A 24,340-nucleotide genomic window follows, 5' to 3' on the forward strand; every position below is an offset into this window, starting at 1 on the left:
CCAGCACCACTGCAGCATCTTCGACCTTAGAGTTTGGAAATCGCTCCTTTGTTACACTACCATCAGGTGCGATGGTCGTTCTTTCCATTGAAATGCTGTACTTGGTCTTTGCGACGACTTTTTCAATTACTCGATTACCATTTCCATCAATATACTCCTGATAAACGTCCCGGTATTTACTGCTCGAAGTTCCAGCATAGACCCCACTTGAGGAAAAAGTACTTCCGAGTCCTTGAGACCCATCGCCATAAATGTCTGGCGCGGTCGGTGAGGATGTCTCGACAACTACTGTGGGAACATAAGCCGTCGCTGGGTTAATCCCTTGAAACCCAATTCTGTTATGAGGGAAGGACGGCGGCGGAGCTTCTGGCAAGTTAGGTATCGGAAGCGCATCAATGGCATACGATACTACAACGCCGACTGCGGCTGCGGTAAATGCTGGCAAAAGTACAGCAGTTGATGTAGCTACAGTCCCTGCTATAGCGACCCCTGCGGCCGCGCCTGCGGCCACACTTCCTACAACTGCAATCCCGTCCTTTAGTGTTAAGCCATCTTCATCGTTGTATCGAAAATATACGTCAACAGCCGGTGCCAGCCTACCAGCAATTCTGCCGGCAATTTTCGTACTGGAAATGTCGTCTATTAGTCCACCGGCTAGTGCAATCGCGTTTCCATAGTCACTTTTCCAATATTCATGAAGTCTGCCAATGGCATCCATCACATTTTCTGAAGAGAAAAGAGAGGGTCTGTCGTTTAAATACGGATTTCGGACATGTATTCCTCTATCAGTCCAAACGATTTGACCACCGCCAAACGCATCATCCACCCGACGAACCGTCGTTCCCGAAGCCCAAAAATTCTCAAGCATCTCAGCCCCTGAAAATAATAACTCAAAACACTTTTGTAAGAAGTTTTAAGTTGTTTCTATTTGGTTGTATCAAAATTGATTTATATAAAATTTTGATACACATATTTCACACAATTATTCGTCTTCTTTTTTGAAGCCTAATAAGAAAACTACTGCATATACTATTGTCAGAAATATAAGTGCCATTAAAGCCTTGCTCTCAAGCCTCGATTCGGTGCCGAATATCTTCGAAATAATGTACAAAAACCACATGGCAACAAAAATTATGTAATTCCATTTTGTAAGTCTTATTTTTCTCATGAGAAAATTCCATTTCTTTCGAAGAGTTCATTTTCTACATTTGTTAAAATGAAACGTTGAAGAAATACACCTTTTCTCAGGCGGCGGAAAATAAGAAAATGGGTATCAGCTTCCCGCGCGAGATGGATTCCGGCCCGGCAATCGCTCTCCGAACCGTCCGCCAGCCGGAGTTTCACGCTGGTGCGTTGTGGTGTCTCCGAAACCGCTGCTTTTTCGTATGCAGTGGCTTCCGCCTGAACAGGCGCCTGCCCAAAATGCCTGCCCGTCACCCCATCGGAGAGATCGCTGTCGCCCCTCACACCTTCGCCCCCATTCAGCGCCGCCTCGCATTTTCCAGGACGGCTCTTCCACCGAAGACATTGCCTCGGCATCTTTAGTTCCCACAACCCGGACGCCTCTTTCCGGTTGCGGGCGGGATATTAACGATATTGTAACCTTTAACAAGCAACCCGACTTCACTTTCAGGTTGCAGACTTGGCCTCACGCAGCGTCTTCAATGGAATGCGGTCATTGAAAAAATGTCGCACGTCTAGCGTGCGCACATTCAGTGGCTTTACAATATCTGGAACAGCCTTTTCGGGGCGCGAAAATGGTAGTTGCGATAACTCAGAATTATCGGAATTCCTAATTGAGCACCAAAGGCGCATGAGCGCCCGAGAACCCAGCTATCAAGCGTGCTTTTTCCCGGTTCCTGGTGCGACGGTCGTGGCCTTGAGGGATTTTCTGAGGCGAGCTTCGAGCCATGGAATTAAGCTAAGCAATTCTTCGGTGTCCGACGGGTTTTCAGCCCGTTCGATCAGGGCGTTATATGCGCTGGCTTGTTCGTGCAGAAGAACGTCAGCCGGGAGCTTCACGCTTTCGTCCTTGTAGACTTTTATGACCAGAAGGCCGACCTGGCTGAAAACGGATAGATTGATTTTTCGAAGATCTTGGCTGGCCGGGATTTTCACTGCATCGGCGAACATCTCTCCTTCGCCTGTAAGGAGCCAACGCGAGCTCACCCCGAACTTATCCGCGTACGCGGACAAGGTGGATGCCATCGGCTCCCGCTCCCCTCTCTCGTAATTGTAAAGCGCAGTCAGGCTCACTCCGACCGCTTTGGCAACGTCCTTTGCCTCAAGAAAGTCAAGAGAACTGCGCAATTCTCGCAGTCTTTTGCCTAGTTGGGTTTTCGGCTCGCTCTCTGGTCTAGCCAATAGCTCACGTTATAAAACACATATGTGCTTTACAAAAGCTCATACGTGCTTTATTCCTATCTTATCGGCTCGAACCTTCGCGCCGAGTTGTCACAACAAATCCCAAGAAAACGGCCTGCTGCAACACGCCGCTTTCAGCTTAAGAGAGGCACCTCATGGCAAAGCCGGATCAGGTTCCCCCGAACGGATGGGACAAGCATTCCATCAAGGCCGAGCTTCATCGCCAAGGCATGACGCTGGCAAAGCTGGCCGAGCTGGCCAGGATGACCCCGAATAGCTTTTCCCACGTGTGGACCCGTCCAGTGCGCAAGGCCGAGGCGTCGATTTCAGAGTTTCTGGAAACGCCGCTGAAAGACCTGTGGCCTGATCGGTATCCCATTAGGACCGCTCGAATCCTTTCTAGCAAATACGAGAACTTGCGCGCTAGCCAGAAAGGGCGGGCGGCGCCGGACAAGAAAGCGGCCTGAGCTCGGTCCCAATGTCCAAGATCGACGAGACGACGGGCACAGATAGCCGCCGCACTCCGGACATCCTTCTTCTACGCCACCTTGCCGGGCGGTCCGTGAGACCGCAGAGGCGCCTGCGCCCGGTTTCTTTTCTCAGAATATCTAGAGGTCTGACGTGAGCGCGTATCAGTCCATCAAAATCTCCTTGATCGATATCCCGGACGGACGGCTTCGGGACGTGGACCCGGATTGGGCCGATTGCCTTGCCGGCATGTTCGCTGAGGTCGGTCAGAAAACACCCATCGATGTTGTTGCGAACGGCAAACGCTTTTTTCTAGTTGCGGGCGCCCACCGGTTGGAAGCCGCCAAACGCGCCAAGTGGCGCGAGATCGAAGCTCGCATCCTGGAACCATCGACCGAACACGCTGCCGACGAACTGCGCCTTCACGAGATCCTGGAAAACCTCGGGCGCAAGGACCTCAACGCTCTTGAGCGGTGCGAAGCGCTGAGCGAACTGAAGCGGGTCTATGAAGCACTGCATCCTGACAGCAAGAATGGCGGAGACCGAAAAAGCCAAGTTGCTAGAAATAAACGGAAAAATCAGAACGAAATTTTTTCGTTCTGTTCTTCAGCGGCAGAAACCACTGGGCTCACAACACGATCTGTTCAGATTGCGGTTGCCATTTTTCACGGCCTCTCCCAGCAAACTCGCGAACGCCTCAAAGGCACGCCTTTCGCCGAAAAACAATCCGACCTGAAAGCGCTCTCGGATCTCGCCCCCGAAGTCCAGGCGAAGGTCCTGGACCTCATCCTGGGTGAGCTCCCTAAAGCCAGAACCATCGGTGACGCGTTGCTGATACTCGACGGCCGCGACCCGGAAACCGCCACCGATCGGGTGTTGCGATCCGCGTGCGACAATCTCAGCAAGCTCCCGAGAGCAAGCCGGATGGTGGTCTTCAAGCTCCACCGCAAGGAGATCGTCGAGCTGGTCAAACGGGAGGGCTGGCTCGATGGCTAGAAAGACCCCGCGCGATGATTTCACCATCGACATGTTCACCGGCTGGAAGCCGCCAAAAGTGTCGGTGGGGTTCGAGCCGGGAACGATCTCCGGTAACCGGTTGGCGTCGCGGATCAGCCGCGCAATCGCCAAGGCCCTCAAAGAATGCGGCAAGGACCGGGTGACGGTTGCCGGTCTCATGAGCGAACGGCTTGGGCACAAGGTCACCAAGGACATGTTGGAGGCCTACGCCTCGGAAGCAAAGACCGGAAACAACATCACGGTCGAACGCTTTCTTGCGCTGATCCATGCGACGGGCAAAACCGAGCTACTCGGGTTCATCGCTGAAGATTTCGACATGGCGGTTGTTCCGCGCAAATACGAGAACGTCATTGAGCTGGCGTTGATCGAAGACCATGAGCGCATGGTCGCGACACGCAAGAAAACACTCCAGATGCAGATCCGGAGTGCCAAATGAAACTCTGGCTGACCGCGCAGGAAATCGCTGACCTCAGGCTGGAAGGCTTTCCGACGTCAAAGCGTGGTGTACAGCTGATTGCAGCGCGCGAACACTGGGCGGATAGCCGGCTTGCCCGCAAGCGCGAAGGCAGGGAAGGGGGCGGTGGGCTTGAGTACCACATGAACCTTCTGCCCCATACGCAGCGGCTCGATTATGCCGCTACCTTTGTGCTGATCGAGCAACAAGACTATTGCACAGAAACCAGCCGGAACCTGACCACGCGAGAGCGCAACACGCGCGACGCCAAGCTGGTCGTGTTGAAAGTCGCCGATCGGTTCAAGAGAAGCTGCGAGCTGACCACAAGTCCGTCTGATGATCTCTTCGCGGAGCTCTATGAAGACGGTAAGGTTCCGGTACCCGAATGGGTCAGGCACCTGGTCAAACGCCTCTCCGGTCGCACGCTTGCCCGCTGGCGCAAGGACATGCGCACAGACATCAACCGGCTGGCGCACGATCCTTCCAAGGCGCGAAAAGGGACAGGCGTTCTCGACACGGCCGAAGGTGGGCAGCTGCGGGCCTACTGCCTGGCGCTCTATGTCTCCAACCAGTTTCTCAGCGCCAAACATATTCGCACCACGGCGATCGCGAAGTTCGGCGAAACGGTTCTGGTGGAAACGGCCAAGGGGCAGGTCCGCAAGAAAATGCCGCCTTTAAGGACGTTTCAAAACGCTCTTAAAACCTGGAAAGAGCAGGACAGAAACGCGCTGCTCAAGATCACCGACCCAGACGCTTACAAGTCCAGGGTCCGGTTTGCGGCTTCCGGCGCCAACCGTGTCGATCGGCTCAACGAGCGCTGGGAGATCGATGCCTCGCCCTCCGATGTCATGACCACGGACGGGCGCATGAACATCTATGTTGCGATCGATCTTTATTCCCGGCGCACCATCATTCTCGTCACCAGCACGCCGCGGGCCTCCGCCGTTGGCCTCTTGATCCGCAAATGCCTCATTGCCTGGGGCGTGCCGGAACTGATCAAGACCGACAACGGCTCGGATTTTGCCGCCCATGCAACGGTTCGGTTGCTGGATGCCCTTGGCATCGAGCAGGATTTTTCGGCGCCCTATTCGCCTGAGCAAAAGGGAACAGTCGAGCGGGTGATAGGCACCTTCCAGCGCGATTGCGCCGCAACCCTTCCCGGGTTTGTCGGCCATTCGGTTGCTGACCGCAAAATCATCGAAGCGCGCAAGGCGTTCTCAGCGCGGCTCGGCACGGACGATGCCAAGCTCTTCAACGTCACGCTTTCCGCATTGGAGCTGCAACGCGAAGCGGATCGATGGGCTGAGGAGCAATACGCTCACACACCGCATGAAGGCCTGAAGCGCAAGACGCCGTTTGAAGTCGCTGCCCGCTGGTCCGGGCCCATTCGGGCTGTCGGAGATCTGGCAGCTCTCGACGTTCTGCTGGCGCCGGTCGCCGGCCAGGATGGCAAGCGCCGTGTCACCAATCAGGGCATTCGGATCGACGGTGAATTCTATTACACCGGCGATGTCATGCCCGGCCGGGATGTTCTTGTCCGCCACGACCTTGAAGATCTCGGCCGGGTCTGGCTCTTTGAGCCCGATGGAGAAACCTATCTCGGCCAGGCGGTCAACCCGGCGCTTGCTGGTCTCGACCCGGCTGCAACAATCGCTCAGGTCCGCGCCAAACAAAAAGCGCTTGAAGATGGCGCGCTCGCCGACATTCGCAAACAGAAGCGATTGATCACGCCGCGCACCGTTGCCGAAGCACAGCGCGCTGCCTACCAGTCCAACGCCGACATCCTGAGCTTCCCGAAACTCACCGAAAAACATGAGACGGCAAAAACACAGGCTGCGGCTGCCGTGAAGGCAAAGCGCGCACCCAAGCCGCTGTCTGAAGCCGAGCAGAAGATGATGGCTCAGCTGGGCACTTCATCCGCTCGCTCAGCCAAGGTGCAGCCCATCCGACAGAAAGAAACTGCAGAAGATCGTTTTGGTCGCGCCAAGCGCTTCGAGGCGCGGATCACCAAGGGCGAGTCCTTAAGTGATCAGGACGCTCTCTGGCTCACCGGATATCAGGCCGGCCCTGAATATCGAGCGCGGAACCTTCTCTGGCAGGAGGATCAAAGCCGCGAAGGCCGTGTACCGCCCGCGTAGGCCTGGGCAAGAGAAAGGCCCCGAAAGCTGCACCTTCCGAGGCCTGACATTCAAGTTTGAAGGACTGAAGAATGACGAATGCAGATCCTGCAGTCAATCGTGTGCCAAGCGCGGGCGGACTGGCCGCGCTCAAGAACGTTGCCCGCTGCCTGACCCTTGTCGAAACCCTGCGCTCCCGCGGGCCGCATTTGCCGGGCCTTGGTGTCTTCCACGGCTATTCCGGCTACGGCAAGACCTACGCCGCGCTTTATGTCCAGAACATCACCGGCGCGCTTCGGGTCGAGGTTGGCGACAGCTGGACCAAGAAATCCCTCCTGCAAAACATTCTGCGGGAAGCCAACCAGGAGCCCCGCGGCACAATCGCCCATATGAGCGAATGCGCCATCATGGCGCTCGGTGATGACTTCAACCGACCCCTAATCATCGATGAGGCAGACAAGCTGGCCGACAAGGGCATGCTGGAGCTTGTCCGAGAAATCCACGAGCACAGTCAGGCACCGATCGTGCTGATCGGAGAAGAGCAGCTGCCGGGGAAAATCCTCCAGGTGGAACGGGTTCACAATCGGGTCCTGGACTGGGTGCCGGCAGAGCCGTGCGATCACGAGGATGCCCGTGCCCTGGCGAACCTGTTCTGTCCTGCGCTTTCCATCTCCGATGACCTGGTTGACCTGCTTGTCGAGAAATCCGCCGGCAAGGCCCGGCGCATTCACGTCAATCTGAACCGGATCCTCGAACACGCCCGCAGCACCGGCGAAGACAGCTTTTCCGCGGGCTCCTTTGAACAGGGATGGTTCTTCACCGGCGAACCGCCGCGCCGCATTCGGAGGGCTGCGTGATGCCGATCCAGATGGAACTGAAGGTCACGAGCGGCAAGCCGATTTACCGCGGCCACGATCACTATTGGAGCGTGATCAAGGATCTCGGCAAGGACAACAAGCCCTTCACCATGCATGAAGTGGCCCTGCGCTCGAACGACCGGGACGACTACGCGGTCGCCGACTACATCAAGCGGCTTCATGCAGCTGGTTTTCTGGAAATGCTCGAACAGCGGGTCCAGGTCAATCGTGGAGCCGGACACTCGCTCTACAACGTCTATCGACTGATCAAGCGCCAGGCCCTGGCACCGGTCGTCAACCGGGATGGCACGCTTGGCAAGCAAGGGCTCGCCCAGCTTCAGATTTGGAATGCAATGCGGGCACTTCCCGGCTTCTCGCTCATTGAGCTGGCTGTCACCGCCTCAACGCCGGACGTCGAGATCCCGCGCGAAACGGCAAAGAGGTATGTGACTCATCTGAACCGGGCCGGATACCTGCAGGTGCTGCGGGAAAGCAGCAACAAGGTGCAGGGCATATGGCGGCTGAAGCCCTCCATGAACACCGGTCCGAACCCGCCCAAAATCCTGAAGACCAAGATGGTCTACGACCCAAACCGTAAGGAGATCATGGGCGCTCCTTTGGCAGAGGAGTGCGCCGCATGAGCACTTCCTCGACCATGGTTCAAAAGGCGGAAGCTGCATGGGACGGCTCACCACCTGACTGGATTGCCGAGCTTGCCCGGCTGGCATCGGCCAAGGGCCTGAATGCCTGCGCGCAGCGGCTTGGCTATTCGCCGACCACCATCAGCCAGACGCTTGGCAACAAATATCCGGGGGATCTCACGAAGGTCGAGGAGAAGGTAAGGGGAGCTTTGATGGGCTCAACCGTCGACTGTCCGGTCCTCGGTGGGATCGGCCGGCACATTTGCCTCGACTGGCAAGCCAAACCCCGCGCCGTCACCAACTCGACCCGATCCAAAGTCTACCGCGCCTGCCGGAACGGCTGCCCGCACTCCCGCCTGAAAGGATCTCACGATGCTTAGCACTGATCTGCGCATGCTCTCGCGCCAGCTGAACGAGTGGAAAGATGAATGGGGCGCGCTGACCCTTTCCGCACAAACCACGGCCAAGGTCGAGAAGGTTCTTGACGAGTGTACTTCCATTGCTCGGCACCTGGAGAACTCCCGCGTCCAGCGGCCGGTGGTCATCGATCTGTCCGATCCGAAGATCGCGCTGTTCCCGATCGCCCGCCGGCCCATTCCGGCCGGGGTTTCTGAGAGGGCCGCCCCAATTCCGCCGAGCTACGTCGACGACGACGGCGCGGCTTAAGCCTTTTTGTTTTGCGTTTAACGAGACTGCAAAAGGACTTTGAACATGGAAGTTTCCCCGAACAAGGCAATGTCTGAGCCAGCTGACGGCGTCGAGATGATCAACGGCCAGTCCTATATGCGCGATGCCAAAGGCAACCTGGTGCCGCTGGAAAACGTCAAACCCCAGCACAAGCTGGAAGACGAGACCGTGCGCAAGATTGTCGGCTTTGCTGAAGAGCTGTCCGCGCAGATCAGCCGCTTCCGCAATCACACCTTTGCCGATCTCCTGAGCCTGACCGCACTGCTTGCCCAGGAATACGACTCCCAGAAGGGTGGCAAGAAAGGCAACACCACCTTCCAGACTGTCGACGGTTGCCGGAAGGTCCAGGTGCAGGTCTCCGACTTCATCGACTTCGGCCCGGAGATCCAGATCGCCAAGAGCCTGATCGACGAATGCCTGAATGAATGGGCCGCTGACAGCCGCCCGGAAATCCGCTCCATCGTCACCCGCGCCTTCAACACCGACAAGGAAGGTCAGATCAACAAATCAGAGATCTTCATGCTGATGCGGCTGGAGATCGAGGATGCGCGCTGGCAGCGGGCGATGACGGCTCTGAAAGATGCCATGCGGATCACTGGCTCCAAGAGCTATGTGCGTTTCTACCGGCGGGACCAGCCGGACGCGGACTGGCAGGCGATCACCATCGATCTGGCCAAGGCCGCATAGAAATGTCTCGCCTCGCCAACCCGGAAGCTTCTGAGTTGCGTGAGACCAAGGCTTTGCGCGAACGGCGTGATCATCTTTTGCGCAAGGCCGATCGGGCCCGCTACCGCCTGCACTGCCGGCCCGATCTGACCAGGCAATTGCAGCAGGCGACCACCGATCTTCTGAAACATGAACTTCAAGCCCGGCGCAAACCTGAGCCGCTCGGCGATGCTGGTGTCGCCGGTCAGCCCCACCGGATTCCATTGCCCTAAAAGGATTGAGCCCATGAGTTACCGCGAACGCATAGCCTTTGCGCTGTTCAAGACTGCCTTTCCAGAGGACGTCGCTGAAACCATGACGCTTGAGCACATGCCGGTCACCCGCACACCGATCGACGATCACCTGGTTCAGGAAGTCGACACACGGCTCCACTGGGAGAAAAGCCAAGATCGCTATCTCAAGCTTGCCGATGCCGCCCTGCTGGAACTCGACGCGATCGCAACCGAAGTCGATGCCAAACGCCAGGGAGAGAGCCGATGACCGCACTCGCCAAGATCCATGTCCTGAAATCCAAAGCCCGGCTCGACGACGACACTTATCGCGACATCCTTGAACGGGAGACTGGCAAGCGGTCTTCCAAAGGCATGAGTGAGGTCGAGCAGCTAAAGGTGATTTCTGCTCTAGAGGCGATTGCGCCCAAGCAAGTCGGTCAGACGGTCGCCGGGTCTTATGCCAAGAAGCTGCAGGCGCTCTGGATTGCCGGCTATAATCTCGGGGTCGTCGACAACAAGTCCGACAAGGCGATGGTCGCATTCCTGCGCCGCCAGACCGGACTGGACCATCACCGGTTCCTGCAGGATCCACAAGATGCCAACAAAGCAATCGATGCCCTGAAACTCTGGATCCGCAGGGAAACCGGCAACCCTGATCTCTTCATCCGGGATCAGAACCAGCCGGCTCTTCACAACGACCACCGCTTCCAGGTGTGCAGTCACATTTGGTCGGAACTGGTCAAACGGGATCGCACGCCAGTCAGCACTCTGACGGCCTATCTTCTTGAGCGCAGCGGACACACCGACGTGTCTCAGCAAACATCCGCCGACTGGATATCTGCGATGAACGCCCTCGGCACTTTGCTCAGGACGTGTCAGCGGTGAATGATGAGCTCCCGGGTCTGCTCGGCGATCTCGCCAGGATCGTCGGGCTGTCGGCTGCCCTGGCCATTGCCGAGCGGGTCGGCGGCACGCGGGTCTCCATCCCCGCACGGGCACATGATCAGCATTGGCTGGTGGAGACCGTTGGCCGGGACGCGGCTGACAGGATCTGCGACCACTTCCGCATATTAAGACCCGATGGCCAGGAAAGCGGTGCCTGTCATGTGATCATTCCCCGCGGTCCGACCGGTTGCCTGGCAAAAGCCCGCCGGCGATTGGCCCGGGAACTGGACGCCGGCACAAGTGCAAGGGAAGCAGCCCGGCGAGCCGGGGTCTCGGAACGGGCAGCATTCAGGATGCGGGCACGCCATCGCAGTGCCGATGACAGTCAGGGCGAGCTGTTCCAGAAGATGATGGGGAAGGTAAGTGACGGGAGGACGTGACCCCTCGCGGTCGCAGTTGACCGGCACCATCGATTTTGCGCCGCCACGCATCAAAAGATGCCTCGAATTTTTTGTCCTGGCAAATACCGAACAAAAGAAGACATGGTGCCCTCAGACCATACCCTACGAAAAATCGCCGTAGAGGCCGTTTGAGAGTCTGGAGGCTCAATGCCCTATGAAGTTTTTTGAAAGCGCTCTGTGCTGTTTAATGCCTGTTTAATTTTGATCCTGTTCCCCGACCTCAACTGCAATTGTCATCTGGCACCCTGAAATCCGGTCTGATACGGTCAAGTCACTCCCAAATTCGTGAATTCATCGGCTATGGCTGACGTTCGTCAGCCCTGACAACTGTCATCCGTCCGCTAACGTTCTGGCATCGCAATCGGGACCGCCCCGTTTGCGGCTTCCCTCAGTCAGAACGGAGCCCGTCCGATGCACGATGACCTTCTTCCTGGTGTCCTTGGTGAAATCGCAGACGTTGCCGGTATCCCGGCAGCGCTGGCCATAGCCGATCAGGTGGGCGGGACCAGGATCAACATACCGGCACACGCCCAGGATGATCACTGGCTGGTGCAAACGGTCGGACGTGAGGCGGCGGATCTGATCTGTGAGTATTTCCGGACGCTGTCGGCAGAGCATCGGGAAGCCGGTGCGCGGCACATCGTGATCCCTCTGGGAGCGACCGGGCCGATGGCGCAGGCGCGGCGGGTGCTGATCACCGAGCTGGAGAATGGGGTGAGTGCGCGGCAGGCGGCGCGGAAGGCTGGAGTGTCGGAGAGGACGGCGTTTCGGATGCGGGCGAAGTTGAGGGCGGGGAAGAAGGCCGCGTAAGACCATTGGTGCGAAGTTTCTCCGGACAAGGTCAGTGCGAGCCGCCTTATGGTGATAGCGCGCTGGCCGTGATCCGATTGGTGGATTTGCGTTAAGCGTGATCACCCGACCGGGCGGCCGCTGCCAAACTCAGTGGATGCAGCCGAGATACATTTCGCCAAATCGCTTGCGCGCAGCTTCCGCAACCGGTTCACCAACGCTCTCGTGAATGAACAGGCCGTGAGGCTCTACAGCGACAACTGACATATCAAACTCATCGTCAGGATTTGGCTTGGCTACGCTCAAAAATTCATAGCGTAAGTCGGCCCAAAGTTCGAAACCCAACTCGATATCCAGGTCTTGCGGATAGCCTGAATTCTTGATCTTCACCTTCTTATCGATATGCCCCAGCGCATCCAAAAGCAGTGTCCCGCATAAGTGGGCGACCAGATCAGCAACTTGAATGCCCGCAACGGACCTTGAATCCTGCTCGAAATGAAAACTGCATTTTTCCAGGCCCACGCACTCGCTTGCAATTCTCTGCGCCGTTTGCCTTGAAGAAAACAGTCCTTGGTCAAAATAGACCTCGTGTCGCTGACCTTTGAATCGTTTGTGCGCGATAGCTTTTTGAAGCAAACGTAGGGAAGCGGGACCAATGTTTCCGTCCCCTTCGACGACGCAGACAGCGATCTTGCAGTTTCTCCGAATAAACCATTTTAGGTGATTACGGAGTCTCTGTTGGCCGGGATTGTCTTTAATCGGCGCAGACGACTTGAACTCGTAAACAGATGGGTCAAACCCGTTTTCACGCAAAACAGAGGTTAGTTCGGCCTGTGGGTCGGTTTCACAAATGGCGAAGGCCGCGAGGGAAAATCCTCGTGTGTGATGCTTGCTGTCGTCTAGATAAAAATGCGCCATCGGTTGGTCTCTACTAATGCTGTACGCCTGGACGTGGCGCATTTCCATCAACAGGCAATTAGGAGTTTCCTCCTTGATTGTGAGACCTAGCTACGGGAGCCTCAATAGCCTCCGTGTCCTCGCCACTAATCTCAATAGACTTAACCGGCGTCGTGCCAACACCCAAGGCCTTCACTATCGATAGCGCACTTCCGTCCTCCGCTAGGCGCTCTTGAAGCAACTTAAAGTCACTGCAGAATTGAGTTTCGGCTGCGATGTCTTGCTGCGTGTTTCTTGGAGTGAAACTGTTTTTAAATCCGACCGTGCGCAACTGCATCCGTTTAGCGGGATCGCCGCCTAGTTCGACGCCGTAACCCGGTGACTTGGTACTCTTCATAACTACACGCCCATCGTTGACCCAGGCTGTCTCCATACCTTCCTTGACCTCATACCCCAGGTCGGCCAATCCACCCAGGATAGCTCGCCTTCGATGTACCTCGGCTTGTTCGTTCCTGATAAATGCGAGCGTTTCTTTGCAAACCGAGAGAAGTGAGTTCAGGCTGTCTATATCGGTCAGCCTGCCAAGCGCTGCGGAGATTTCAACAATTTTGGCTTCTGCAATTGAGGTACCCGTAGCTCGAAGCTCGGATTGAGTTCTCCTGATTTCTGCAAGCAAATTTGCTTTCTTTTCCGCATCGCTGCGTGCGCTTGCGATGTCGAGGTTTAGGCTGTCAATCAATAGTTTCCGACGACTTTCGGTTTCAAATTGAAGTCGATCGATGCGTTCGGCGAAAGGCTCCGCAACCTCTGGATCAAGTGCACGCAATTCCTCGAAGCGGCGTTCTATTGCTTGCAGTGCAGGGATATCTCGGTCCGTCGTCGTTTGGCCAGCAAGCCAATCCGATAATGTTAAACGAGCTGCGCCGGCACCCAAGCGCGACGCGAGTTCGCGTTGACTTTCAGTCACAACTGGGTCTTCGAAATCCGGAGCCAGCGCGGAGAAACCAACGCGAATTGCAGCCTGGAGAGCATCCGAAGAAAATTTCTCAGGTTGGGTCAACTCCGTCGGGATTGGAACGCCCTTAGCTGAAAGAGCCGCAGCGAGTGCTTCGGCAGCATTGATACGGCGTCTGTCTTCCCGACGGGCATTGGCCTCTCTCGCAGCTGCTAGTTCGATCCGTCGCTCCATGTCCGATTCCAGAAAACTGATCTCGGCCGGCACCTGCTTCTGCAGCTCGGTAAACTTATCGGTCGCGAGTAATGTTCGCATCGCCTTGATACGGTCTCTTGCCTGCTCTACGTCTGTTTCATCGAGGATGTCGTTCCTTTCGCCCACCAACCTCCATTGTTCGTATGCCGCCTCCAATGCGGCTATCTGGCCGAGGCATGTCGCGACGATTTCTTCGCGTGTAACGATTCTGACGACCTTGGGTCCGCTCATTCGGCTGCCTCCTGAAAAATCGTGGCCTCAACAACCGCCTTCAGTCGATCTCTTTCTTCATCACGGTTATGGTACCAACCCTGTGAAGACACGCGGTGGATTACAGGTATCGATCTCTTGAGTACGGACGGTCGCCAGATTTCCCTGGCACGAGCGCTTTCGAGAATATGGTGCCTTGGCGCGTCGCACTCGATACCGAGCCCGTAGAGACCAGTGCGCGGATTCTCTACAGCGAAGTCTAGGCCGAAGGCGCTGCCATCGTTAATCTGGTCCGTTTTCACTCCCAGCGTGTCAAGGTAGGCGGCGACCGAAGCAGTAAAGCCGTCTAACCCGTCATTTGCGACGGAGCGCGCGCTCACCCTTTCGATAACCATGCGCTCCAGGAGGTTGCGACCCCTATGAAACTCGCCCTCGGACATCGAGCGCGCATACTCCAGGTAGCCCTGTAGGTAGTCGCGCGCTGACGCGGGAGTGCGACGGCTGCTTATCATATCAGAGATGTCTTCAATCGGCATCGAAGTCACCATCACAACCTTCATGCGTGCTCTAGTAACGGCGACGTTCAATCGCCGTTCCCCCCCCTTTTGTCCAAGCACACCGAAGTTTCTGCGGAAGCTGCCTTGAGCGTTTCTACCGAACGTGGAGGAGAAGATGATATAGTCGCGCTCGTCTCCCTGAACGTTTTCGACGTTTTTGACGAAGAACCCGACATCCTCTCCGTTTTCAACGCGATCACGTTCTCGAGCGAGGGTGTTCCTAAATACACTGTCTTCTTCGGCCCGTTCCTCTAGGACGTCCTCAATCAGGTCGGCTTGCTTACGGTTAAATGTTACGACACCGATTGTCGGTCTACTTTCGGGCCTTCGCCAGATTTCGGCTAGTACGTCGACGACGCGACGTGCCTCGATGTCATTGGTTTGATTATAGTAAATGCCGTCTGCCCTGATCACCTCGATTGGTTTGGCGCGCAATATCTCCTCATCTGGGTGCCTCACGGGGACGTTGAGTTTGTTATTATAGAAAGAGCTGTTGGAGAAGCTGATAAGTTCGCGGTAGCTGGAACGGTAGTGTATTTGAAGCGTTGTAGTTGGCAGGACCGACTTGCCTAACTGGAGCAAATCCGGACAATCTTTAATCTCGCGTCTGTTCCAGGTCTCGTTGAATGTCTCGCGTTCAACTTCAGTTGCGTCTTCATCAAGTTCTTCGCCGTCGAAAACGTCAGCTTCGTCGTTCTCAACCTTGCTTGCGAAGAAGGCAGTCGGTGGCATCTGCTTCTCGTCGCCGCTGATAATAACGATCTCGCCGCGGAAAAGCGTCGGCAAAGCATATTCGACCGGCATCTGCGAAGCTTCGTCATATATTACGGTGTCGAACATCGACTTGCGAAGTGGCAGGACGCGGCTGGCGACATCAGGGTTCATCAGCCAAACTGGACGTAGTTCCATAAGGCCGAGATCGGGCCCTTTTTCCAATATTTCGCGCAGGCGCTGCGCACGCTGGCCACGCAGTCTGGTAATGCTTTCCCATTCGCGTGCAGAAGATATCCGGGCTGGGTCGACGCCCTGCGTCAACATATTGCGATTGGCCTTACGCATACCGAGTTCCGCCTCTTCGACGGAGCGGATTTTCGCCGCGAGTTCAGAGGTCTCATAGAGCAAGCGAGGGTCCTCACTCTCGAGCCGAGACTTCCAAGATAGCATCGCTTCTCGCTTGACTATTTTGCGAACTTCGTCTTCGAGTTGATCCAACCGGAGCGCCGATAGTTCGAATTCCAAGGGGCGGAGTTGCTCGAAAATCTTGAAACCTTCGGGGGATATGGCGTTCGCGCGAATACGAAAACGCTGAAAGGCCTCCAATGTCGGCCGTTCGCGGGCTATAGACGAGAGCGCAGTCACGTTGTCGTCGTCTGCTTCGATTGCTTTAAGCCTTGCTGCAACCCAGTCTTCATCAAACCACTGAGACACGTTTTCCAGGGCCGCACGACTGAACTGCTTGGCCTCGTAGCGCTCGAATGCGAGTTCAGCGCTGTCACGAAGTCGTTCATATGCAGGTAAGGACGCCGTCGCGACGGCTTTCTCCAATTCGGATTGTGACGGAAAGGAAGCTACTTTGTCTGCGACGGCTTGCACGTTCGATATGGACTGCGCGCTATGTGAAGCGATTCCTGCGAGCTTGACGGATCTCGATAGGTCGGTAACTAGGGAATCTTCTCCGAACGGTTCTAAAGCTTCGACTAAATCGCGCCGCAGCGGGCGTAGACGTTGCTCCCAACGGAGAGCAGCATCAAATTGGGCAGTGTCGGGAGGATTAAGACCGGCTTCTTTCAGGAAGACTTTGAGCTTTCTTCTCTTTGACCATCTGAAAGGATTGATGACATCAATGAAAGATGTCGGCTTGTTCAACGCCGCGGCTATAGTGGCCCATCTATCCAGCTCTTGATCGGAGAGTTCGATTGAGAGCTTGCGGTAGTCTTCCGCAGGTTCGTTGTCGCCTATCGATCCAAGCAAGTCATTTAGAGTGGCGAGCCTTGCGGTTGCCTGTATCGCTTTACTTGTGTTCTCACTGCGTTCACAAAGTCGGTACCACTGAGCCAATTGGGCGCGCTCTTGGTCCTCCAGCTCTACAAAACTCCTGTCATTTTCGGCGTACCAGCTACGGTAAGGCTCGGGATTGTTCAGTGAGAGCGCGTCTGCTGTCCTTTCGAGGACAGCATTACGCTCCTTTTCGCTTGCCACGAACGAATTAAAGTCATCATCGAATGCGCCAATATTGGCTGGGTCCGCGTTGAACTGTTTAAGCACTGAAAGCGGGTTATTCTCGAACTTGGCCGGCAGCCAGTGTCTGGCGTGTGGAGCGCACATCTCCGATAGTGCTTCAATCTCGACGGGAGTAAGCTGACCAAGCAAACGTCTAAGGGCTGGGACTTCAAGTGGTGCCCTTTGTCCTTCGATCTCGATTAAGTTGCCCAAAAGCTCGCGGTATGACAGGCCAATGCGTTCGTCCGTGCGATGGAGCGCTTCATGATGCTTGTTGAGATCTTCTTCAACTGCCTCAATCTTTAGCGCAAGATTCTGGCGATCGCGCTTCCACTTCTGATTGGCCTGCAACTCATAATGGGCCTCGAGCTGCGCTCGAAGAGCATGGATGATCGGTTCGCGGTCGCGGTTTACGTCTGAGACCATGAATATCCTGTCTTGGAGCCCCTCAGCTTCTAGCCGTTTCTTCACGACTTCGAGCGCGGCCTGTTTTTGGCAGACGATGAGCAGACTTTTTTTCCTACCAATTGCGTCAGCAACCATATTGACAATAGTCTGGCTCTTCCCTGTGCCGGGTGGTCCTTCGATAAGAAGACCGGGCGCACTGCGGGCCTCGAGAACAGCAGCTTCCTGCGAGGGATCGCTGGCCACGGTAAAAAAGCGGTCTAGTTCTGGAGGCTTTTTAGACGACGAATTAAGGGAAACAGCTTCAGTAAGCTTGAGCGCTGTCTGCAGAGCACTGTCATTAAGCTGCCTACTTTTTAGTTGGCGTAAATCCTCAACGATGGCTTGTCCCATATAGGCCATGTGGAAGAATACTGCTGAGCAAGCGATGACATCGTGGCCGATATCCGTATCGGTATCTCTTCCAGGAAGTTTAGCGAGCGTTCGTTCTTCGATGTTTGCTAGCCCGCCAAATCCGTCGACGACATCTGCAGCGGTGAGCGTAGACCTGCCAAGAAGATCATTCGCTGCTTCTTGCCACTTTCGCGAGGCATCCATACCGATCATGCCTTCAAAAGCCGGGTTTAGGCGTACCTCGTCTCGGTCTCGGTCGAACGCAATGGTCGCGTGGCCGCGATTGCCGACTTGTGGAACGACCTTGACTGGCCACAAGAGTATCGGTGCGATCTTTGCTTTCCGGCGATCATCGCGGTGGATCAGGAATGGGAAGCCCATGTATAATCCATCGATCCCAGTGTCGCGCTTATAGAGCGTTGCATGACTGCGCAGTGCGCGCAATCGACGCTCAAGCGTTTCGGACAGGCCGAAGGCTGTAGGGTCCAACTCCTCTACTCGATCAGACCGGGCAAGGATGTGTTCCAAAAGAGCAGCGGCAGGGCGCCTCTCAGTTCCGAGCTCCGTTAGATCGACTCGTGGTGTGGTCTTACCAATTGACATCCTCGTAAGTGGACCGCGCAGGATGCTGCCGGAAATCTTCTTCGAGAAGTATTCAAGCAGTGTTGCTACGTAATTCTGTTTCGGTGGCTCTTTCCACTCATGGTAAGGTACCGAAAGCAAAACAAGTGATCGGTCAAGGCTGATTCGGCGATCCAGTCGAAATTGGTCCGCCCACTCGTCGATTCTCTCAATTCCACATCGAGCAAATCCTGCGAGTCGATCATCAATTAGCGCCTGCAAGTCCCTTCTAGACAGAGAAAGCCATTCACGCGCTTGTTCTTGATTGAATGTAGCCAAACTTGCTCGATCGGCAGTTCTTGAGGCCTCATCGAGAATGTCGTCTACCGACCGGAACTGTCCTACGTCAGCAGATAGTAGAAGAATGAAGTCCTCATCTGTGGTCTGCCGCCTCTCGATCAGGGAATTCAGTCCGGGATGGTCGGTATCGGGGAGTATCCGACGTCGCTCGGCCCAAAGCGTTGCGAGTCTGGCTTTTGAGCTCGACAGCAGGTGAATCTGCAGGTCATCTTCATTTAGCGCAATGGAAAAATGGCGAGCCTTTTCGCGGACCGATAGTCCGCGCTCCTTCATTCGCTGCAGCCACTCCTCTGCATCTAGGCGCGCAAGAAATTCAACTGACGGCCCGAAGATTAGCTCGGTACCATCAATTGGGTGATCAAGTAGCCAGCCCGGCGTGACAATGTTTCCTTTTACTATGAGCGGCATCGCCGGATGCAGTATCTTTAGAGCTATCGAAAGCCTCAAGTCGTCAGAGAGGCCTTCGGTGTGAGCAAGGCGCCGTATTGCCGACTGCATTGCACCATCGAAACCTGCGTCTTCAGTCCACGCGGCGATGACGCCGCGCATTGCCTGATCGCGCGCCTCGTCCCAGTTACCAGGCTCAGCCGCAGCTAGCGCGTACGCGCTAGCCTTGTAAAAAGGCTTTCCAGCCAGATATATCGGTGTGGTTCCGTTCGAGTCAGTCTGCGCCGTTTCCGACCGAGGTAAGGCAACATACTCCCCGGCAAGCCAAGCACGCACCTCTTGCCATTGCCACCGTTCTCGATGGTCTCTAGCTAGGAGGCCTTTCAAAAGCTGTGCAACTGAAGGATCCAATCCTTCTGGAATTTCGACTCCGTTTGTGAGGACGTGGATCAGGAACGCTTGAGGATTGACACCATCGAAGCAAGCCCCGTCTGTGATGATCTCGAGAATGATCATTCCGAGACTCCACCAATCGGAGGACGCGGCCACGCCGCCAGCGATAGTTTCCGGTGCCATGTACTGCGTCGTCTCAAGCGGCGCGACGACATCTAGGTCATAGTCTGACAGACGAGCTGAGCCAAAACCCGTGATTACCAAATCTAGTGGTTTGGCGGTGCGAATTAGGACGTTTGCCGGGCGGATATCGCGATGACGCAGTCCCCCTTGGGAAAAGGAGCCAAGTGCCTTGCCAATTTCAAACACGATCGTTCTTAATACTTCGAGATTCGATCCGTCGAAGCTGACCTCGACAAGACTTCCTTCGGTTATCTCCTCCACTATTTCGTATGCCCGATCATTCCATCTGCCGACTTCGTAAATCTGAGGCAGGTGGTCCTCGGATAAGCTGCTAATAGCATCATAGACCGCTGTGTCAGGCTCTGAACCATCGGCAAATATGGTCAAGATTCCACGCTGTTCCGTTTCATTCTTGATCGCGAGATAGCGTTGCTGGACAGCGCCGGTCGGCTGTAGTTGAGACTCAACCCGCCAGCCACAAATCTCCGTCACATCCGTTGCGACAAGAGCCGTGTTTTCAGGTTCCTCTTCTTTTGTAGGCTCTATTGGAGTAGAGCCGATGTCTAATTCTGACCCACAGGTCATGCAGATAATGTCACCGTCGTCGACTAGGTGACCGTTCGGACATGTCGCGGTATTGGAGGCAAGAGGAGGCTGGGAACTTAGCGAAGTAATGGGAGTAGCGCGATGGAGCCCGCCTGCTTCTTTTACTGAAACCGATGTCAGATCCCAATTGCAGGTCGCGCCGCTATCAACGGTCCCCTGACAATAAAATTCGCTCAGTGGACGTTCGGTATGACAATTTGGACAAAGTCTGATCATCGGCTTTTCTCTTCTGCCGTTTCCTTCGAACAGTCCTGCGAAGTCATTAATTGATGGTTGTGTCGGGATAATGCAGCGGACAACCGCTTGAAATCTTCCCTGCCGGGAATACCTACGAACCAGACTGTTCCGTCTCCGTCCATCATCAGATCTAAACTGCGGTCTTCGGCCGTAAGTTTCCGCTGATACTGGGCGAATGCTTCTTGGCCAACAGAGGTTAGGAGATGTAGACGTTGATTGTCGCTACCGCGCAGTGCAAGCGTCTGCGGGGCGTCGACGAGGTATGGGTCTGATATTAGTGCGTCTATCAGGCCGGCCATCCGCGAAACCTTTGCAGAGATCTCTTCGATTTTGTAGCCGGAATAAAGCAATACGTTAGCGGCTGTGGCAGCCTTGATGGCAATCAGTAGTTCTTGCAGAGCTTCACACTGGTCGAAAGGCTCGCCTCCGGAGATCGTAATGCCGTTTGCCTCAGGCAGCCAGCGTTCTATCGCCCGCATAATCTCCGTCACTGTCGTTTGACCCCGCCCTGCCGCCCAAGTATCGGCAGATATGCAACCATGGCATCGAATTGAGCAGCCTTGGAACCAAATTCCGATGCGACTGCCGGGGCCCAGCGTCGTTACCGGAAAGTGGAGACGAGATATGGAAACGGCCCTCATGGGAAGCTATTCTCGCACGAGCTCTATGGTTGTGACTGGGCCCGGGACGACGCTTTCGATCCTGAAAGTTCCCGCGGCTTCACCGGAGTCAAAAAGCGCTCGTGACAATGGATTGGCAAGATGGGTCTCTATCATATTGCGGATACCTCGGCCGCCGTTGGACAGGTCCTGGATGCACAGATTGCGCAATTTTTGTTCGGCGTCTTCGTGTAATGAAACCTTGAAACCTGCTGCAACAGTGCTTTGCAATAGGCTGTCGACCATGCTGCGAAAAATCTGTTCCGCTATATCCCGTCGAATGAAGTCAAAGACTATTATGTTTTCGCCGATGCGATTAAGTATCTCTGGGCGGTTGAGTGACAATTTGAAGTGATTTTCTATTTCCTCCCGAACCTTGGCTGCGACGACTTCATGTTCTTGATCCGCGGAAACGTTTAGTGTTCGTGCTCCAGTTGCTTCAGTGCGGTAGATGCCGAGGTTCGAGGTGAAGATGATAACGGCCTCAGAGAAATAAACTCGGTCGCCACGTCCGGAGGTCAACACACCATCGTCGAGTATCTGTAGAAATTTGTCGAGGATGCGTGGATGGGCTTTTTCGATTTCGTCAAACAGGACTATGCTGAAGGGCTTTTCCCGCATCGCATTTGTAAGCTCACCGCCAGCGTCATATCCCACGTATCCGGGAGGCGCACCCAACAATCGTTGGTCTGCATGTTCTGCACTGAACTCCGACATATCGAAGCGGATGTAAGCCGTCTCGTCCCCAAAAAGAAGGCTTGTGATTGTCTTCGCAAGCTCAGTCTTTCCTACGCCAGTGGGGCCCGCGAAAAACGCGACACCACGCGGACGACCGTTTGTAGGTGACCGACCAATCCCTGTAACCGCTCGCTTGATGATGTCAAGCATATGGGCAATGGCGTGCTCCTGCCCCTTTACCCGAGAGCGGATGAAGTGTTCGGCATTGGTTATTTTGTTGCGGTCGAGTCTTTTCCACGGATCGTCCGTTACGCCAACCTTATAGCGTCTCACTGCAGCAGCGATCTCGTCGACGCGTAGGTCTTCGTTTCGGCCCAATTGTACGATGGCGTTCATGTCCGTGAGTAGTAATCCTTCGGTCAGGCTAACGAAGGCATCAGCAGACTTTTCAAAAACAGAAGTGGGTGTTTTCTCTGCCTCAGGAAGGCTCCTCAGAAGCGTGCGGGACAGCGAGGCGCGAGTGTGGCCGTCAGGTGGCGAGATCGGGATTGTTCGAAGTCTCGGATTATCGAGCGTAAACCAGTCGGGTAAATCGGACTCACGATCGACCACCCAAATAATGGTATTATAGTACGGTTGTCGGTTTGGCCCGAAGGGTCTGGAAGAGGCGCGGTGGCAAGCAATTTGAGCCGTCGTAAAGAGCGCATGCTCTTGAAGTGTCAGGGTATCCGACCTGTTTGTGAGACGGGAAGCAAAGTCTATGATCAGTGCGGCCGGTTCGCCATTCGAGGCGCTGAAAGTCGGAAGCACCTGAGCGAGAACGTCTAGTCCCATACCTCTTGGGTTTTCAGAACCCAGACCCGTGTTTTGCAACGCCTGTTGGAGATCTGCGCTGTCTATCCCACCTGGAGTTTCGAACCCAGACATGGGAGAAAACAGCAGGACATCGCGATATCCGCACGCCCGTAACTCATGATCAAGGGCTAGGGCCAGCGGCAGTGGTGCTACGGTATCCGGCGCAATTGGGTATGCCTGCAAGTCACGGACATTGCCTGTTAGGACAAACTGGCTTTTAAGAGGCAGGAAACGCTTTAGGTCGCGTAGCCAACGAGTTTTCGTAGTCACAGCTATTTCAATCAGAAGTTACGGTTTTTGACTGCCCTGTTAGAACACAAATAAAGCAGATATTAAAATGCGAACACAGGCTTCATCGAAATGATTTTCCAACCTCGGAAATTAACGAAATTTCACATCAAGAGTTCTAAGCTCGCGAATTAGTTCTGGGCTGGCCTTAGTCTGTTTGCTCAGGCGGTTCAGTGCTAGGTTCGACCTCTTGTTCCACTACTTCGGTTAAAGCTTCATCGAGCTTTGATTTCACCGGACGCGGCGGTGCCGGTTGCCAAGCTCTAAGATTCTGGCCCACCAGGTCATAGAAAGCCGGGACGATGGCCTCTACATCTTCGATAAACGTGCGTCGTCCACCGAACCTCTTGCCGGTGCTATCGACCAAAGTTATCTCGAACGAATGTGGAGCTAGGGTGGGATTGTCAGTCTGAATCAATTCTGGATCCTTGTGAAGCATCTCGAGCGGCTTTTGTGTCGGCGCAGCCCGACCGGGCCAGTGCGCTGATACCAAAATGCGAGGGTCATCCTGCTTCAGCATCTTCAGTAGCCAGTTGGTTCTAGCCTTTGTCGATTTCTTGTCTAACGGAGCTTTGACTTTCATACTCACAGATATTGTCCTGAGCTGAAGGTTGGCAGCTACTTCGATGTCTCCGGCGCAGTCGGGTACTCGGTAAGTTGACTTTAGGATTGGGCAGTCAATCAAGGCTGCGATTGACGCTTTTATTCTGGCCGCAGGGTCAATTCTGTATTTTCGCTCCATCATCGTCTCAACGGTCTGACCAACGTGACGAGATAATTGAAGGCAAAGATCCCGCTCTTCCTCTATCCAGCATCCGATTGCATTCGCTACGTCGTCATCACTCTTCTTAAGTGAAGCACCGTTGTTTATCCGCTGCGTCAAGTCCTTCCAATCGGCTCCCATTTGGCTGAAGCGTTCGACTCCGGTTCTTGGGTCTTCGAGGTAGCGCAATAGTTCACGAAGCAAGAAGGCCTGCTCCGTGTCCTCAATACTTTGTTGATGCTGTAAGATTTTGCATGCTGTGACAATGCTCATCCATGACCAGTGGTAGAGGCCTACCTTCCGTAGAAGCACTTTTGACATCTGGACCGGGGAGTGATCTGCGCGGGTCACAAATTGGTTGGAGATCGTGATGACAGCGTCAATGCCGTTGTCGCGTGCCATCTCAATATAGCGTTGAACTTGTTCGGGTTCGAGGTCTGATTTGCCTATCTTTGCTTCGATAAGCGCGCTCCACTTTGACTTCCCCGTTGTTACTACAACTAAGCCATCGGGACGGTTCTTCGCTTCGCTCTCTTCTATTAATACAACTTCGGTAAAAGCTTCAACTCTTGAACGTACCCCGATCCGAATACCCGCCGTACCGAGGAGCTCAGCCGCAAGCGCGGGAACTTGCGTCATGACCGCGAGCAAAATCGAAGTTATCCGTTGTTCTCGGCTTGAGTCTGCGACGATAGGAAATAGGCGGGCGGGATCACCCCATTTTAGAAAATCTGGTCGCTCAATCATTGGGCCCTCCTCAACTGCTAAATCAACTCTAGAGAGCAATTTCCTTGAGGGTC

Annotated in this window: 22 protein-coding genes; 14 read left to right on the forward strand and 8 right to left on the reverse strand. The window is 55.0% G+C overall.

The window, feature by feature from the left end; translation table 11 throughout:
* Positions 1–1,164: 1,164 nt before the first annotated feature.
* A complete protein-coding gene (locus tag O6760_RS15035; RefSeq protein WP_269586172.1) occupies positions 1,165–1,467 on the reverse strand; it encodes a hypothetical protein in 303 nt (100 codons plus the stop codon).
* Between the two features lie 369 nt (positions 1,468–1,836).
* A complete protein-coding gene (locus O6760_RS15040; RefSeq protein WP_332306227.1) occupies positions 1,837–2,364 on the reverse strand; it encodes a helix-turn-helix domain-containing protein in 528 nt (175 codons plus the stop codon).
* Positions 2,365–2,519: 155 nt separating this feature from the next.
* Between O6760_RS15040 and O6760_RS15045 the strand changes: the two genes are divergently transcribed.
* From O6760_RS15045 to O6760_RS15110, 14 genes are all read left to right on the forward strand, one after another.
* On the forward strand, positions 2,520–2,831 hold the full coding sequence (locus O6760_RS15045) for a helix-turn-helix domain-containing protein (RefSeq protein WP_269586174.1): 312 nt from the start codon (positions 2,520–2,522) through the stop codon (positions 2,829–2,831).
* 154 nt (positions 2,832–2,985) lie between these two features.
* Entirely contained in the window at positions 2,986–3,828 is an 843-nt protein-coding gene (locus O6760_RS15050) for a ParB N-terminal domain-containing protein (protein ID WP_269586175.1), read from the forward strand.
* Positions 3,821–4,285 carry a hypothetical protein gene (locus O6760_RS15055; RefSeq protein ID WP_040441437.1) on the forward strand — a complete coding sequence of 155 codons (465 nt, stop codon included), beginning with the start codon at positions 3,821–3,823 and terminating at the stop codon, positions 4,283–4,285. The genes O6760_RS15050 and O6760_RS15055 overlap by 8 nt, the downstream gene beginning before the upstream one ends.
* Positions 4,282–6,441, forward strand: coding sequence for a DDE-type integrase/transposase/recombinase (locus tag O6760_RS15060; protein WP_269586176.1), 2,160 nt, complete (start codon positions 4,282–4,284; stop codon positions 6,439–6,441). Before O6760_RS15055 ends, O6760_RS15060 begins: the two co-directional genes overlap by 4 nt.
* Before the next feature lie 71 nt (positions 6,442–6,512).
* On the forward strand, positions 6,513–7,277 hold the full coding sequence (locus tag O6760_RS15065; RefSeq protein ID WP_269586177.1) for an AAA family ATPase: 765 nt from the start codon (positions 6,513–6,515) through the stop codon (positions 7,275–7,277).
* Positions 7,277–7,918 (forward strand): hypothetical protein, encoded by a 642-nt coding sequence (locus O6760_RS15070; protein ID WP_269586284.1) that lies wholly within the window; start codon positions 7,277–7,279, stop codon positions 7,916–7,918. Before O6760_RS15065 ends, O6760_RS15070 begins: the two co-directional genes overlap by 1 nt.
* On the forward strand, positions 7,915–8,298 hold the full coding sequence (locus tag O6760_RS15075) for a transcriptional regulator (RefSeq protein ID WP_269586178.1): 384 nt from the start codon (positions 7,915–7,917) through the stop codon (positions 8,296–8,298). Before O6760_RS15070 ends, O6760_RS15075 begins: the two co-directional genes overlap by 4 nt.
* Entirely contained in the window at positions 8,291–8,584 is a 294-nt protein-coding gene (locus O6760_RS15080; protein WP_269586179.1) for a hypothetical protein, read from the forward strand. Before O6760_RS15075 ends, O6760_RS15080 begins: the two co-directional genes overlap by 8 nt.
* Positions 8,585–8,653: 69 nt before the next feature.
* The gene (locus O6760_RS15085; RefSeq protein WP_269586180.1) at positions 8,654–9,292 is read left to right on the forward strand and encodes a DUF3164 family protein; all 639 of its coding nucleotides are present in this window, start codon (positions 8,654–8,656) and stop codon (positions 9,290–9,292) included.
* 2 nt (positions 9,293–9,294) lie between these two features.
* Entirely contained in the window at positions 9,295–9,543 is a 249-nt protein-coding gene (locus tag O6760_RS15090; protein ID WP_269586181.1) for a gas vesicle protein V, read from the forward strand.
* A gap of 13 nt (positions 9,544–9,556) precedes the next feature.
* Positions 9,557–9,811: a hypothetical protein gene (locus O6760_RS15095; protein WP_269586182.1), complete on the forward strand. Its 255-nt coding sequence runs from the start codon at positions 9,557–9,559 to the stop codon at positions 9,809–9,811.
* A complete protein-coding gene (locus O6760_RS15100) occupies positions 9,808–10,428 on the forward strand; it encodes a regulatory protein GemA (RefSeq protein WP_269586183.1) in 621 nt (206 codons plus the stop codon). Before O6760_RS15095 ends, O6760_RS15100 begins: the two co-directional genes overlap by 4 nt.
* A complete protein-coding gene (locus O6760_RS15105) occupies positions 10,425–10,868 on the forward strand; it encodes a hypothetical protein (RefSeq protein WP_269586184.1) in 444 nt (147 codons plus the stop codon). Before O6760_RS15100 ends, O6760_RS15105 begins: the two co-directional genes overlap by 4 nt.
* Before the next feature lie 432 nt (positions 10,869–11,300).
* Complete coding sequence (locus O6760_RS15110; RefSeq protein WP_269586185.1) at positions 11,301–11,699, forward strand: hypothetical protein; 399 nt, start codon at positions 11,301–11,303, stop codon at positions 11,697–11,699.
* 129 nt (positions 11,700–11,828) lie between these two features.
* Here the strand turns inward: O6760_RS15110 and O6760_RS15115 are convergent, their stop codons facing one another.
* From O6760_RS15115 to O6760_RS15140, 6 genes are all read right to left on the reverse strand, one after another.
* Positions 11,829–12,596, reverse strand: coding sequence for a DUF3800 domain-containing protein (locus O6760_RS15115; protein WP_269586186.1), 768 nt, complete (start codon positions 12,594–12,596; stop codon positions 11,829–11,831).
* Positions 12,597–12,654: 58 nt separating this feature from the next.
* Positions 12,655–14,016: a hypothetical protein gene (locus tag O6760_RS15120; protein ID WP_269586187.1), complete on the reverse strand. Its 1,362-nt coding sequence runs from the start codon at positions 14,014–14,016 to the stop codon at positions 12,655–12,657.
* Positions 14,013–20,276 (reverse strand): protein kinase domain-containing protein, encoded by a 6,264-nt coding sequence (locus O6760_RS15125; protein WP_269586188.1) that lies wholly within the window; start codon positions 20,274–20,276, stop codon positions 14,013–14,015. The genes O6760_RS15120 and O6760_RS15125 overlap by 4 nt, the downstream gene beginning before the upstream one ends.
* A complete protein-coding gene (locus O6760_RS15130; protein ID WP_269586189.1) occupies positions 20,273–20,938 on the reverse strand; it encodes a 4Fe-4S single cluster domain-containing protein in 666 nt (221 codons plus the stop codon). The genes O6760_RS15125 and O6760_RS15130 overlap by 4 nt, the downstream gene beginning before the upstream one ends.
* A 6-nt stretch (positions 20,939–20,944) precedes the next feature.
* Positions 20,945–22,759: an AAA family ATPase gene (locus O6760_RS15135; RefSeq protein ID WP_269586190.1), complete on the reverse strand. Its 1,815-nt coding sequence runs from the start codon at positions 22,757–22,759 to the stop codon at positions 20,945–20,947.
* Positions 22,760–22,925: 166 nt separating this feature from the next.
* The gene (locus O6760_RS15140) at positions 22,926–24,287 is read right to left on the reverse strand and encodes a hypothetical protein (RefSeq protein WP_269586191.1); all 1,362 of its coding nucleotides are present in this window, start codon (positions 24,285–24,287) and stop codon (positions 22,926–22,928) included.
* Positions 24,288–24,340: the final 53 nt, after the last annotated feature.

Source organism: Roseibium sp. Sym1, from assembly GCF_027359675.1.
Classification (GTDB): Bacteria; Pseudomonadota; Alphaproteobacteria; order Rhizobiales; family Stappiaceae; genus Roseibium.

Excerpts from the sequence above, each read along its gene's own strand:
- O6760_RS15130 (WP_269586189.1), bottom strand. The coding sequence starts at position 20,938 with ATGAGGGCCGTTTCCATATCTCGTCTCCACTTTCCGGTAACGACGCTG.
- O6760_RS15085 (WP_269586180.1), top strand. The coding sequence starts at position 8,654 with ATGTCTGAGCCAGCTGACGGCGTCGAGATGATCAACGGCCAGTCCTAT.
- O6760_RS15060 (WP_269586176.1), top strand. The coding sequence starts at position 4,282 with ATGAAACTCTGGCTGACCGCGCAGGAAATCGCTGACCTCAGGCTGGAA.
- O6760_RS15055 (WP_040441437.1), top strand. The coding sequence starts at position 3,821 with ATGGCTAGAAAGACCCCGCGCGATGATTTCACCATCGACATGTTCACC.
- O6760_RS15140 (WP_269586191.1), bottom strand. The coding sequence starts at position 24,287 with ATGATTGAGCGACCAGATTTTCTAAAATGGGGTGATCCCGCCCGCCTA.
- O6760_RS15100 (WP_269586183.1), top strand. The coding sequence starts at position 9,808 with ATGACCGCACTCGCCAAGATCCATGTCCTGAAATCCAAAGCCCGGCTC.
- O6760_RS15115 (WP_269586186.1), bottom strand. The coding sequence starts at position 12,596 with ATGGCGCATTTTTATCTAGACGACAGCAAGCATCACACACGAGGATTT.
- O6760_RS15120 (WP_269586187.1), bottom strand. The coding sequence starts at position 14,016 with ATGAGCGGACCCAAGGTCGTCAGAATCGTTACACGCGAAGAAATCGTC.
- O6760_RS15110 (WP_269586185.1), top strand. The coding sequence starts at position 11,301 with ATGCACGATGACCTTCTTCCTGGTGTCCTTGGTGAAATCGCAGACGTT.
- O6760_RS15080 (WP_269586179.1), top strand. The coding sequence starts at position 8,291 with ATGCTTAGCACTGATCTGCGCATGCTCTCGCGCCAGCTGAACGAGTGG.
- O6760_RS15045 (WP_269586174.1), top strand. The coding sequence starts at position 2,520 with ATGGCAAAGCCGGATCAGGTTCCCCCGAACGGATGGGACAAGCATTCC.
- O6760_RS15125 (WP_269586188.1), bottom strand. The coding sequence starts at position 20,276 with ATGATCAGACTTTGTCCAAATTGTCATACCGAACGTCCACTGAGCGAA.
- O6760_RS15075 (WP_269586178.1), top strand. The coding sequence starts at position 7,915 with ATGAGCACTTCCTCGACCATGGTTCAAAAGGCGGAAGCTGCATGGGAC.
- O6760_RS15095 (WP_269586182.1), top strand. The coding sequence starts at position 9,557 with ATGAGTTACCGCGAACGCATAGCCTTTGCGCTGTTCAAGACTGCCTTT.
- O6760_RS15065 (WP_269586177.1), top strand. The coding sequence starts at position 6,513 with ATGACGAATGCAGATCCTGCAGTCAATCGTGTGCCAAGCGCGGGCGGA.
- O6760_RS15070 (WP_269586284.1), top strand. The coding sequence starts at position 7,277 with ATGCCGATCCAGATGGAACTGAAGGTCACGAGCGGCAAGCCGATTTAC.
- O6760_RS15090 (WP_269586181.1), top strand. The coding sequence starts at position 9,295 with ATGTCTCGCCTCGCCAACCCGGAAGCTTCTGAGTTGCGTGAGACCAAG.